This window comes from Paenibacillus sp. OAS669 (genome assembly GCF_014873645.1).
Taxonomy (GTDB): domain Bacteria; phylum Bacillota; class Bacilli; order Paenibacillales; family NBRC-103111; genus Paenibacillus_S; species Paenibacillus_S vulneris.
Window position 1 is genome coordinate 83,091 of the sequence record NZ_JADBDR010000012.1, and the last position, 12,684, is coordinate 95,774.

The window sequence follows — 12,684 nt, forward strand, 5'->3', positions numbered from 1 at the left end:
TTCGTTAATGGTTCGGATTCTTCAGAAAGTAGGCAGGGTATGAAACTCAAAGGGACTATGACTGAACAGACATACAGAGAAGCATTACAAGCCTCGAAGATTCATTTGTTCAATGATATATCCATGCGTAGGTTCTTAAACATTATTAGAACGACATTTCCCGCAATGAAGACAGCGTACGTTTTATCTTGGACACCCGAACAAGGTGAGGATATATTTAGCTTTCTTGTGGATACTCACTCAGTTATTAAGATTGAACTGGACCGTTATGATGATGCAATTGTTCCGATAGTTGAAGTGTATCCAATTGATAATTGGATAAAGGGAAGTAAAACGTTCCAGATTAAAATCGCAGTAGCATTGGATTTAGCTAAGAACGATATATCTCAAGGCTATTAAACTAATACAATAAACGATTCCACTAACGGGGAACGATAGTGTGGAGCTGCCACCAGGACAGCTCCTTTTTAATGACCATTGAAGTATCGGGCAGCATTCCTATTATGAAGAAATACGAGGTTTGAGAAATAGAAAAGCTCCTTGGTATGATGTTTATGGATCCCAGATGCTGGCCAGCGTCAGATCCAAAAACAAACCAAGGAGACTACAAAATGCATTCTACTCAAAATGAACGAATTAATCAAATCAATTCTTCTACTTTAATTGTCGGTGTCGATATCGCGAAGTTTAAACATGTGGCTCGTGCACAAGACTACCGCGGAGTCGAGTTCGGGAAGCCCATTACGTTCGAGAATAATCGGGAAGGATTCGAATTATTCGTTTGCTGGTTCCGAAGAATTGCTAGAGAGCAAGGTTCTCATAGCGTCATAGTCGGCATGGAGCCGACCGGCCACTACTGGCTGAACCTTGCTCATTACCTAAGTAGCAATCAAATATTATGTGGTGTGGTAAATCCGCTGCACGTTAAGAAAAGCAAAGAATTGGATGACAACTCACCGACAAAGAACGACATCAAGGACGCAAAGGTCATTGCACAGCTAGTCAAAGATGGGAGATATGCCGTACCTAATCTTCCCCAAGGCATTTACGCCGAGTTGCGGGAAGCGATGAAAATTCGCGATCATCTGTCGACCGACATGCGTGTAGTGCAAGGCCGTGTTCATAATTGGCTTGATCGCTACTTTCTAGAGTTCCTTACGGTGTTTAAGGATTGGGAATGTAAGTCGGCTCGTCAAATGCTCAGTCTTTGTTTGTTGCCGCATGAATTGGTTAACCAGTCTGACGAGGTCTTGCTGAAGCATCTCAGAGAAGCTGCAAAACGTGGACTTGGTCTGGGACGCGTGAAGAGCTTGAAGGCAGCGGCCAGCCGTTCTGTTGGCATTAAAGAAGGTGTGGAGTTGGCCAAGATTGAGCTCAAACTGCTGCTGGCACAGTACGAGCTGCTTCAGAGTAAGTTTGAAGAGCTCGATTCAAAGCTAGATGAACTACTGGGGCAAATCTCCTATGTGGAGCAACTATTGGCCATTAAAGGAGTGGGTCGGGATACCATCGCTGGATTCCTGGCCGAAGTTGGCGATGTTGGCCAATACCGACATCCAAAGCAGATCATCAAACTTGCAGGTTTGAACCTAAAAGAAAACACCTCAGGTAAACACAAGGGACAGACTAAGATTACGAAGCGTGGCCGAAAACGGCTACGAGCATTGCTTTTCCGCGTAATGATGCCACTTGTGGCAAAGAACCGTGCATTTAAAGCACTGCATCAATATTACACGAAGCGACCAAGCAATCCGTTGAAAAAGATGCAGTCACTCATTGCGCTTTGTAGTAAACTGATTCGAATTCTCTTTGGTGTCATAAAAAAGGGACATGCGTTCAGTGAAGAAAAAATGATGCAGGATATTCCTCGATTCGCAGAATTGTCGTTAGCAGCTTAAATACAGCCTCTTCATAGAATTGGGACGTAAATAGCAATAAAACTACAGACAACTGAAGCACTGATGAGCTTGTCCCATAGGAAAGTAAACTTTGGTAGACAGCACATAGCTCGATCTTTCATATGGCTTGAGGGCCGCCCCCATTGCCTTTTCTCCTTCTCCCCGATTGTAGGCATTCGCCGTATCGAAGAAATTGATCCCGCATTCGAACGCGGTTTGAATGCATGCGTCCGCAGCCTTTTGCTCGGCGGCAGTGCCATAGGTTAACCAGCTGCCGAGACCGATTTCGCTTACCTTTAACCCGCTTGCGCCAACGCGTCTATATTTCATGGAAGCTCACTCCTTCTAGGTTTTCTGGAGCTATTATACCTTCAATGCCAGGAAGGGAGAAGTACGCAACTTTACCTCATTTAGTTACCTCAAGTTAAGTTACTAAGCTGATCCGTAAGCCAAATGAAACCCCTGCAGCCATGCAGCATTCTTCCTTCCCGCATTCTTCCTTCCACTCTTGCAGCGATCTGGGCGATACACAGCGGTCCCCACGGCAAAAAACCGGACATCCAAGGGAGTCCGGTACAATGCCTAGCCTGATCATATTCCATTAACGATATGGATGGGCTTGCCTTCCAGAAAAGCAGCGACATTATAAGCGGCTGTATCCATAAGTCTGGCGCGAGCCTCCTGGGTAGCCCATGCGATATGCGGGGTAATAATACAATTTCTCGCAGTCAGCAGCGGGTTATCGGCTGGAGGAGGCTCGACGGAAAGCACATCCAGCGCCGCGCCGGCAATGGCTTGCCCATTCAGCGCATCCGCCAGGTCCTGTTCGTGAATGAGGCCGCCTCTCGCCGTGTTGATCAAGAAGGCGGTGGGCTTCATCCAAGCAAGCCGCTCGCGGTTGATAAGCTGCTCCGTATCCGGGGTCAGCGGGCAGTGAAGGCTCACGATATCCGAGGCTCGAAGCAGCGTTTCCATATCCGTCCATTCGACTCCTTCGACGGGTTGAGGACGGCTGCGACCGCTGCCTGCGGCCAAGACCCGCATATTCATCGCCTGGGCGATGCGGGCGGTCTGAGTGCCGATTTTGCCCAGGCCGATCAAGCCGATGGTTTTGCCGGACAGCTCGATAAGCGGCGATTTCGTAAAGCAGAAGTCGATGCTGCTTGTCCATTCTCCAGCTTTAACGGCCTCATCGTGGCGGCCTATACGGTGGCACAGCTCCAATATCATAGCGAACACAAATTGGGCAACCGAATGCGTTCCGTAGGTAGGGATATTGGTCACGGGGATGCCCTTCTCCCGGGCGGCATGGATATCTACAATATTGTAGCCTGTTGCCAGAACGCCGATATAACGAAGCTTGGGAAGCTTTTCGAGCGTTGCTGCGGACAGAGGCGTTTTGTTCGTCAATACGATTTCGGCATCCGCCGCCCGTTCTACGATGAGCTCGGCGGGAGTCCGGTCATAGATGGTGGTAAGTCCAAGCCGGGAGATTTTATCCCAGCTCAAGTCTCCGGGGTTCAAGGTATATCCGTCCAGCACAACAATGTTCATAAGGCCAGGTCCTCCTTTGATATGGGCTGCTATGAATCTCATTATACTACAAACAAATTGTGCGAAAAATGAAGTGACAATTTGGTTTGAAAGGAGTATGTTTTATATAGGGAAGCTAAATAAATTAGGAGAGGAAGAACAGGGCCTTGTCGTTCTTTAAAAAATACGTTCGTAAGTATTGGAAGCTGTTTACGATTGCGGTCTTATTTTTAACCTGTGAAGCCTTGGCGGATTTGACTCTGCCCACGGTGATGTCGCATATCGTGGATGTGGGCGTAGCCGGCAATGACATGAATTATGTTCTGAGCATGGGCGGATTTATGCTGCTGATCACATTCCTCGGCGCGTTGGCGGCAACAGGGCGCAACATTTTGGCCAGCCGCGTATCGCAGAAGTTCGGGGCGGAGCTTAGAAAAGATTTATTTGCTAAAATACAAACGCTTTCATTTGAGAACATCGACCAATTTGAGAGAGCCTCCTTAATCACTCGCTTAACGAACGATGTGACTCAGGTGCAGAATTTTACAAACGGTCTGATGCGGATTTTCGTAAAAGCTCCCTTATTGTGTATAGGCAGTCTGATTATGGCTACGCGTCTGAATCCTCAGCTGTCGATCGTGTTGGCTGTAGTAGTTCCCATAGTCGGAATTCTCATAGCCTTGAACATGAAGATCGGATTTCCCAGGTTTATCCGGGTGCAAAAGGCGCTGGATTCCGTCAACGGCGTGATGAGGGAGTATTTGTCCGGAGTGCGCGTCGTCAAGGCCTTCAACCGGTTCGACTATGAGGTCGACAAGTTTCATCATGTGAACGAGACGTACCAGGCGCGCTCCATTGAAGCGATGCGGGCTATGTCCATCTTCAACCCGGCCATCATGCTGACGGTCAATATCGGGATTATTGCGGTGCTGTGGTTCGGGGGATTGGGGGTCTCGAACGGAAGTATACAGGTCGGGCATATTATTGCGTTTATTAACTATATGACGCAAATTTTGTTTTCCTTAATGACGATTTCCATGGTGTTCAATATGTTCATCCGGGCCAAAGCCTCAGCCCAGCGGATCGGGGAAGTATTTGATCAGCAGTCCAGGATGACCTGGAAGCCGGATACGCAGTTAAACCCGCAGCTAAGCGGCAGAGTGGATTTTGAAAATGTCAGCTTTTCCTATGAAGGGGCTTCCGGCGACCCGGTGGTCAAAGGGGTAACGTTGACCTGCATGCCGGGCGAAACCGTGGGCATCATCGGCTCCACCGGATCGGGCAAAAGCAGCCTCGTCGGGCTGATCCCGAGATTCTATGACGCCACCTCGGGTACCGTAAAGGTAAACGGAGTGGATGTGACCCGGATCGATCCGGCCAAGCTAAGGGAGAAAATCGCGATCGTTCCCCAGAAAACCGTGCTGTTCACAGGGACGGTGACGGAAAACATCCGGTGGGGCAAGGAAGACGCGACGATGGAGGAAATTATCCAAGCGGCGGAAATTGCGGAGGCCCACCCGTTCATTACTTCGTTTCCGGAGGGATATGAGACCCGGCTCGGCCAGCGCGGAATCAACTTCTCCGGAGGTCAGAAGCAGCGGGTTTCCATTGCAAGAGCTCTGGTCAGAAAGCCGGAAATTCTTATTCTGGACGACTGTACAAGCGCTGTAGATACGGCGACGGAAGCGAGAATCAAGGAGGGGCTCAAGAAGTATACGCAGGGCCTTACCTGCATTCTTATCGCGCAGAGAATTTCATCGGTTATGGACGCCGATAAAATCGTCGTGCTCGATCAAGGCGAGGTTGTCGGCATAGGCAAGCATGATGAGCTGATGAGAAGCTGCCAGGTGTATCAGGAAATCTATTTATCGCAAATGGGGAAGGAGGCGCATAGGAATGTCGAAGCCTAATGACACTTCCAGAGACAATCAACCGCCGCAGGAAGTTCCTATGCTGCAGGCCGGACGACCCGGCGGCTTTGGTCCGCGCCCCGGCGGGCGGGGCGGTCCGGTCGTCAAGCCGAAAAATTTCAAGGCGACCCTGCGCAGAATATGGAAATTCGTCGGTACCCAGCGGAGGATGCTGGCCGTCGTATTCCTCTTTATTCTGGTGGACGCCTTGGTTACTTTGACCGGCCCGTACATTATCGGGAAGGCGGTCGATTCCATGACCGCCTCCAACGGCTCGGTTCACTTTCAAATGCTTGAGCTGATGATCCTGGCGCTGGTTGCGGCGTACTTGACCGATGGCGTGCTGACATTCCTGCAGAGCTGGTTTATGGCTGGGGTATCGCAGCGGATCGTAGGCAACCTGCGAACGACACTGTTCGCCAAGCTGCAGAAGCTGCCCTTGTCCTTCTTCGATTCCAGGCCGCACGGGGAGGTCATGAGCAGACTGTCCAACGATATCGATAACGTGAGCAATACGATCTCGCAATCCACCACCCAATTGATGTCGGGGACGATTGCGATTGTCGGATCCTTGACGATGATGATCATTTTAAGTCCGCTACTGACTTTGGCTACACTCATTACCGTGCCGCTGGTTTACATTCTAGGCAAGACGATAACGAAGAGAACCAGCGTACTGTTCAAGGAGCAGCAGGCCCAGCTGGGCAAGCTGAACGGCCATATCGAGGAGACGATTTCCGGCATTCATGTCGTTAAGGCGTTCAACCATGAGGAGAAGGCAATTCACGAATTCAATTCCGTGAACGATAAGCTGTACGAGGTGGGATTAAAGGCGCAAATTTTTTCCGGCTTCCTGATGCCTCTGCTTGCCGTTATCAATAACATCGGCTTCGCGGCTGTTGCGATCGTCGGAGGCGTACTGGCTGTCAAAGGACACATTACGGTCGGGGTTATCGCCAGCTTCCTCAGCTACTCGCGCCAATTCGTACGGCCGCTCAATGAAATGGCGAATACGTACAATATTCTTCAGTCCGGGGTTGCAGGCGCTGAGCGCGTGTTTGAAGTCCTGGATGAGAAGGAGGAGCCGGCCGATTCGCCTAACGCTATCGAGCTGAAAGAGACGAAAGGGCATGTAGTCTTCGATAATGTGACCTTCGGCTACAGACCGGATGTTCCCATCTTAAAGAATATCAGCTTTGAATCGCCTCAGGGAAGCAGTACGGCGCTGGTCGGTCCGACCGGAGCGGGGAAGACGACGATCGTGAATCTGATTACCCGTTTTTATGACATTCCGTCCGGCACCATCTATATTGATGGCCGTGACATTAAGGAATACACCCGGGACAGTCTGCGAAGATGCTTCGGGATCGTGCTTCAGGATACCTATTTATTTTCGGGGACGATTAGGGAAAATATCAAATATGGCAAGTCGGATGCTACGGACGAAGAAGTGGAAATGGCGGCCAGAATGGCCAATGCCGATGCCTTTATTAAGAGACTGCCCAAGCAGTATGATACGGAGCTGTCCGAAAATGGTGGCAATTTAAGCCAAGGGCAGCGTCAGCTGCTCGCTATCGCCCGGGTCATCTTGGCAAAGCCTTCTATTCTGATCTTGGACGAAGCGACGAGCAGCATTGATACGCGGACCGAGCTGCATATACAGGATGCCCTGCTGAAGATTATGGAGGGCAGAACCAGCTTCATTATCGCACACAGATTGAATACGATAAGGGATGCTGATTCGATTATGGTCATCGACCATGGCGAGATCGTGGAGCAGGGAAGCCACGACAAGCTTATCGAGCGTCAAGGCACCTACTATCAAATGTTCTATAATCAGTTTCGTAATATGGAAGGCTCTCACTAGAGCCGCAAATCAAGACCTGGCTCCGCTGATGCGGGGACGGGTCTTTTTTTTGCATTGGAAGCTCCGGGCCACCGTGAAGTAACAGGTTCTGCTTCAGCTATGGATTGCGTGGTTATTATTGCTTTCTATACTACAGATGCCCATGAGCCATGACAAAAATAATAAATAATACAAGGATAACGACAAAAATTTGTAATTTTATTTAATCTAATCGTACAAATTTTATTCGTGAACATAAATTTTATAGTCAAAAATAGCAAACTTTCAGCCGAATAACAAAAATGAGCCTAGAGTTGCCGGAATGAATTTTATTACAATGTGAAGCATAGTTTTTTATTCCAGAAATTAGGAGGGTGTGATTCTGATAAAGATCTAATCCTTGAAAAGCACCTTGTTCTAAAAATCAATAAGAAGCGCTTACACACCATAAACAATGAAAGGAGCTTTTATCGATGAACAAAAGGATCTCTTTGCCATGCTCCGTCGGCTTGACGGCATCCATGCTCATGACCTTGCTGGCAGGCTGCAGTTCAACAGGCGCCCCGGCGGGGGATGCGGTAGGCTTGTCTAGGACAGAGGAGGCTGCGGATAAACCTGTCACATTAAGTATCACTTCAAGAGCCGGATTGACGACAGAGCAGTTTGATCAACTGTATGGAAAATATTTGAAGGAGAAGTTTCCGAACTACACGTTCAATTTTATGCAGCAGAGGGGCAGTAAAATTAACACGCAGGATATGGTGACAGCGGGTTCTCCGATCGATTTGATGTTCGAATCGCTGTCAAGCTTGATTGACGGGGTCATAAACCCCGGGCTGGGGTTTGATATCAGTCCGCTGATCAAGAAGGAAAATGTCGACCTGAACCGGTTCGAACCCGTGGCGCTTGATGCCATGAAGGCGATGGCCGGAGGGCAGCTGTACGGTCTACCCAGCTCCATGCAGGCGATGTCCCTGATGTATAACAAGGATATTTTCGATAAATTCGGGGTTCCCTATCCGAGGGACGGGATGACTTGGGATGAAGTATTCGCCGTTGCCAAGCAGCTGAGCAGAAAAGAAGACGGAATTCAGTACTTGGGCCTGGTTACCTCCACCGGACATGTGCTGAAGCTGAGTCCCTTCTCCCTCCCTTATGTTGATGTTCAGACGAACAAATCCACATTGGGCGACGGCAGGTGGAAAACGATTTTGACGACGATTTTTAACGGGCAGCTGGAGGAGCCGGGGTTTAGCGATTATGTGAGGAATAATAAGAATAAGCTGCCTGGCATGGACCAATTCATTAAGGACCGCAACATTGCTATGTGGGTATTTTTCACGGATACGGCCTTCTTCCCGGGGATGGATGAAATGAATTGGGATATGGTATCCGTCCCGACCTATAAGGAGGTTCCCGGTATGGCGGCTCAGGTATATCCGAATTATATCTGTATCTCCAATACGAGCAAAGAGAAGGACGCCGCTATGAAGGTGTTGAACTATTTAACGTCCGATGAATTTCAGCTTACGCTGTCCAAGGCGGGAACGATCAGTTCTTTAACCACGCCGGAGGTGAAGAAGGCGCTTGGTGAGGACTATGCGAAAAAAGTGAATTGGGGCGCCGTGTATTACCATACCTTTGCAGCAACTCCTGCTAAAGGGCCTTATGAAAATACGGGCGAGAAGCAGCTGACGGATCTGATTCCCTCCCTGTACACTGGAGAGCTGGATGTTAACAGCCTTCTGAGAAAGGCGCAGGAGGAAGCAGATAAAGCGATAGCTTCAGCCTTGAAGAAATAGGCACTTTGAGTGAAGAAATAGTGCAATTTAAGGACGAAGCGGGCAGCCCGTTCCGTCTGTTCAGGTGCCAGAATTCACGGATTTAATCATTTTCTTGTAGGCGGAAGGCGACATCCGGGCGACTTGCTTGAACTTGCGGTTAAAATGAGTCGTGTTAATATAGCCGACCTGTTCGGCAATGTCGGTCATCTTGAGCCCGGTCTCCTTAATCAGCCTCTGCGCTTCACGAATTCGAAAGGCATGGATATATTCCGAAAAATGAAAGCCCGTATGCTGCTTGAACAACCGGCTTAAATACGAGTCGCTGACATGAAACCGCTCTGCGACGGAATGCAAGCTTATCGGCTCGTGATAATGCAATCCGCAATAATCAAGCACCGCCAAAATCGTGCGATGAAGCCGGCTATGGGGCACTTCCGAGCTCTCGGAAAGCTTGCGGATCGAGAACAGCAGCAGCTGTACGACGAGCGTTTTGAAATACAGCTCCCGTCCGTGCAGGCCCGTATTGCCATATTCGCGAATCAATTCGAGCAATATATGCTCGATGCGGCTCTGCTCCTGAAGATTCAGCTCCAGCAGACAGCTTTCTTGAAAGGGCAGCAGCAGGTCGGGCTGCTCTTGCAGGAACGGCTTGATGAAGGCGTCGGTGAAATAGAGGACGACCCGCTCATGCTCGGGATGCGAGCCCTCCATCGTTTTGTGGAGCTGATTTTTGTTGATGAATACGAGGGAGCCCTTTTTGACCAGGAACGTTCTATCCTCAATGTAGTATCTGCGTTCCCCGGCTAACAGATAATAGATCTCATAGAAATTATGGTAGTGATATTTGATAAAATTGTATGTCTCTGCCCGTTTAGCGACAGATATGGAGAAATTGCTGTACAATGAGAGCCGCCTCCCTAAGGAATCGTAAGCAAGCGCTGTCACCGGGCCTGCTATGTACAAGAATAACAAATGAACCGGGGATGTCAACGCAGAGGGTTCAGACATCTTGCGGCAGCTTGGAAGGGTGCGATATGATGAAGCTTGGTCGGACAGCCCGAATTACGGTGCTGTTACTGCTATTATGGATAACAGGATGTGGAGATGGAATGACTTCGAAAGAGCAAGGCAAAGCAGTACATAACATGGGAGGGGAAGCCGCTTCCCGGCAGATTACGGTTTACTTGGCAGGCGACTCCACCGTGTCGAATTACACGGAGGACCGGGCTCCTCGCGCGGGATGGGGACAAATGATCGGAGCCCTGCTGGACAAGCAGGTGAACGTGCATAATGCGGCTTCCTCCGGAAGAAGCTCCAAGAGCTTTATTGACGAAGGCAGACTGGACACGATCTTGGAGCAAATCGGCAAGGGGGATTACCTGCTGATTCAGTTCGGACATAACGATGAGAAGAAAGAGGACCCTTCAAGGTATACGGAGCCGAACACGACGTATAAGAGCTTTTTGAAGCAATACATCGACGGGACCAGGAACAAGGGGGCTGAACCGGTTCTGATCACTCCGGTGGAGCGCAACGGCTTCGATGCTAACGGGAGGCTTAAGGATTCCCATCGTTTCTACACGGAAGCTATGAAATCGCTGGGCAAGGAATTGGAGGTTCCTGTCATCGATTTGACAGTCAAAAGCAAGGCGCTGTTCGAGAAGCTGGGACCCGAAGCAACCAAAGAGCTGTTCTTGCATCTTGAGCCGGGGCAAAGCCCGAATTATCCGGAAGGCGTTCAGGATAATACGCATTTTTCCGAACGGGGTGCGCTGGAAATGGCGAAGCTCGTCGTGGAAGGCATCGTGGAGCTGCAGCTTCCTCTGAGCCGGCATGTGATTAAATAGCAGTTGCATCCTGAGAACTGTAACGACCGGGGGGAGGGCATCCCAACGGGTTGTGATACTATTTCCCAGTTTCTGCAAGTTTCTCGACAAACTCACATTCAATGGATCCCGAATGGCAGGGGTCCTTTTTTTGCGTCCGAAGTAAGCGATTGCATGAAAACCGCATTTTTTTATAGGCTATTTCTGCCTTCTTTGTAAAATGAACAAAAATATGAAATTTATGGGCAAAAATTATGAAGATTGTTCAATTTCTTTATGATATTGTTAAAGTGACTTAGAAATGAAGCGCTTTCTTGAAGAGGAAAACAAGGGGGATTTGAACATGATAAAGAAAAGTTTAATCGTATCGACGGCCATGCTCGTCGCCTTAACGACGGCCTGCAGCAGCAAGCAGGGAGCGGAGGGGACTTCGAGCGATGGAAATCAGAAGCAGGGAGTAAGCAATGAGCCGGTGGAGCTGGTGCTCTACTCGACGTCAGCAACCTCCGAGGAAGAAATAAAGCAAAAGTTTAGCGACCCGATCAAGGCTAAATTCCCGAATATTACCATTAAGTATATCAAGAAGGGGACCGGCACCACGATTGATGAAATGGTAGCCTCCGGTCAAACGATCGATCTTTTTTACGAAAGCACCAACTATTTTTATACGGTAGATAAATATGGTCTTGCTTATGACATGTCGGATCTGATCAAGAAAAATAACATTGATTTAAGCGCTTTCGAGCCGACCATGATTGATTTTGCCAAAAATATGTCCAAGAACGGGATTTATGGACTTCCTGTAAGCTCCATGAACGTTATCCTGTTCTACAATAAGGATATTTTCGATAAATTCGGCGTTCCTTATCCGAAGAACGATATGACCTGGGAAGAGCTGGCGCAGGTAGCCAACACATTAACACGGGCAGACGGAGATAAGCAGTATTTGGGCTTCGCCGCATCCCCTGCACATACGATTAAAGCGAATCAGCTGGGATTAAACTTCCTTGATGCGAAGACGGATAAACCGACGATCAACACGGATGAAAAGTGGAAGCAGCTGTATCAAACGTATTATATCAATACAGCCAACAACCCTGGTTACAAGAAGGCTATGGTTGGCTTGAAAAACAAGCTTCCCTATAAAGATCCGTTCCTGAAGGACAGAAACCTCGCCATGATCGCTTATTTATCCGATTTGGATTGGGCGGCTGCCGGCTCGGAAGGAATGAACTGGGATATTGCCGCATTGCCTACTTTCAAGGAGCTGCCGAAGATCGGTTCACAGGCTTATCCGTTCTATTGGGGCGTAACTCAGCAAAGCAAGCATAAAGAAGAAGCGATGCAGGTTATTCAATATTTGACTAGCGTTGAGTACCAAACGAAGCAGGTTCGCAACGGAACGATGACCGTTCTGAAGGACGATGCGATCAAGAAGCAATTTGCGCAGGACAGCAAGTACAAGGATAAAAATACGAGCGCCTTGTTCTATAACCAATACGCTCCTATGCCTGTGCGTTCGGCCTATGAAGGAGAGGCGCAAAAGGCTTACGAGGATGCTATTCATGAGGCGGCTCTCGGAGACACGGACATCAACTCCCTGTTCCGTAAAATTGAAGAAACGGCGAACAAAGCCGTGGATGCAGCTAAAGCAAAAACCAGATAAGAAGCAGGACCTTTCAAAGCACGGGATTTCGAGCGATCGGAACCCGTGTTTTTGCATTATAGAATGTATCAATGTTCGGTGAGGGAGCAGGACTACCGCTCGTTTTCATGATTTTATATGCCATGGAATGGCTTGGGATGGTTTTTTATGCTATGTTGCTTATAATAAATATACCAATGATAATGAACGTAATCCCTTTTTCTATGGGGGGAATCCTATGG

The 12,684-nt window shown here is 48.8% G+C and carries 9 protein-coding genes and 1 pseudogene; 7 read left to right on the forward strand and 3 right to left on the reverse strand.

Annotated features, from left to right (window positions below):
- The first annotated feature begins 39 nt into the window (after positions 1–39).
- Positions 40–399 carry a hypothetical protein gene (locus tag GGC63_RS23525; RefSeq protein WP_192704407.1) on the forward strand — a complete coding sequence of 120 codons (360 nt, stop codon included), beginning with the start codon at positions 40–42 and terminating at the stop codon, positions 397–399.
- Positions 400–611: 212 nt separating this feature from the next.
- On the forward strand, positions 612–1,898 hold the full coding sequence (locus tag GGC63_RS23530) for an IS110 family transposase (protein WP_192704408.1): 1,287 nt from the start codon (positions 612–614) through the stop codon (positions 1,896–1,898).
- Between the two features lie 72 nt (positions 1,899–1,970).
- Here the strand turns inward: GGC63_RS23530 and GGC63_RS23535 are convergent.
- Positions 1,971–2,228, reverse strand: a pseudogene (locus GGC63_RS23535) (aldo/keto reductase); the annotation flags it as partial.
- A gap of 261 nt (positions 2,229–2,489) precedes the next feature.
- Positions 2,490–3,452, reverse strand: a complete 963-nt coding sequence (locus GGC63_RS23540; protein ID WP_192704409.1) for a D-2-hydroxyacid dehydrogenase — start codon at positions 3,450–3,452, stop codon at positions 2,490–2,492.
- Positions 3,453–3,598: 146 nt separating this feature from the next.
- Here GGC63_RS23540 and GGC63_RS23545 point away from each other — a divergent pair, with 146 nt between their 5' ends.
- From GGC63_RS23545 to GGC63_RS23555, 3 genes are all read left to right on the forward strand, one after another.
- Positions 3,599–5,341 (forward strand): ABC transporter ATP-binding protein, encoded by a 1,743-nt coding sequence (locus GGC63_RS23545; RefSeq protein WP_192704410.1) that lies wholly within the window; start codon positions 3,599–3,601, stop codon positions 5,339–5,341.
- Positions 5,342–5,381: 40 nt separating this feature from the next.
- Entirely contained in the window at positions 5,382–7,208 is a 1,827-nt protein-coding gene (locus tag GGC63_RS23550; protein WP_225948461.1) for an ABC transporter ATP-binding protein, read from the forward strand.
- A gap of 452 nt (positions 7,209–7,660) precedes the next feature.
- Entirely contained in the window at positions 7,661–8,989 is a 1,329-nt protein-coding gene (locus tag GGC63_RS23555; protein WP_192704412.1) for an ABC transporter substrate-binding protein, read from the forward strand.
- Positions 8,990–9,049: 60 nt separating this feature from the next.
- On the opposite strand, the gene GGC63_RS23560 is transcribed toward GGC63_RS23555, so the two are convergent.
- A complete protein-coding gene (locus GGC63_RS23560; protein WP_225948446.1) occupies positions 9,050–9,874 on the reverse strand; it encodes a helix-turn-helix domain-containing protein in 825 nt (274 codons plus the stop codon).
- A 206-nt stretch (positions 9,875–10,080) separates the two neighbouring features.
- Between GGC63_RS23560 and GGC63_RS23565 the strand changes: the two genes are divergently transcribed.
- Both GGC63_RS23565 and GGC63_RS23570 read left to right on the forward strand, forming a co-directional pair.
- Complete coding sequence (locus tag GGC63_RS23565; protein WP_192704516.1) at positions 10,081–10,818, forward strand: rhamnogalacturonan acetylesterase; 738 nt, start codon at positions 10,081–10,083, stop codon at positions 10,816–10,818.
- Positions 10,819–11,140: 322 nt separating this feature from the next.
- Positions 11,141–12,463: an ABC transporter substrate-binding protein gene (locus GGC63_RS23570; protein WP_192704414.1), complete on the forward strand. Its 1,323-nt coding sequence runs from the start codon at positions 11,141–11,143 to the stop codon at positions 12,461–12,463.
- Positions 12,464–12,684: the final 221 nt, after the last annotated feature.

What these genes read in the sequence shown, in the direction of transcription:
- GGC63_RS23525 (WP_192704407.1), top strand. Translation starts at nt 40, where the DNA reads ATGAAACTCAAAGGGACTATGACTGAACAGACATACAGAGAAGCATTA.
- GGC63_RS23530 (WP_192704408.1), top strand. Translation starts at nt 612, where the DNA reads ATGCATTCTACTCAAAATGAACGAATTAATCAAATCAATTCTTCTACT.
- GGC63_RS23540 (WP_192704409.1), bottom strand. Translation starts at nt 3,452, where the DNA reads ATGAACATTGTTGTGCTGGACGGATATACCTTGAACCCCGGAGACTTG.
- GGC63_RS23550 (WP_225948461.1), top strand. Translation starts at nt 5,382, where the DNA reads ATGCTGCAGGCCGGACGACCCGGCGGCTTTGGTCCGCGCCCCGGCGGG.
- GGC63_RS23555 (WP_192704412.1), top strand. Translation starts at nt 7,661, where the DNA reads ATGAACAAAAGGATCTCTTTGCCATGCTCCGTCGGCTTGACGGCATCC.
- GGC63_RS23565 (WP_192704516.1), top strand. Translation starts at nt 10,081, where the DNA reads ATGACTTCGAAAGAGCAAGGCAAAGCAGTACATAACATGGGAGGGGAA.
- GGC63_RS23570 (WP_192704414.1), top strand. Translation starts at nt 11,141, where the DNA reads ATGATAAAGAAAAGTTTAATCGTATCGACGGCCATGCTCGTCGCCTTA.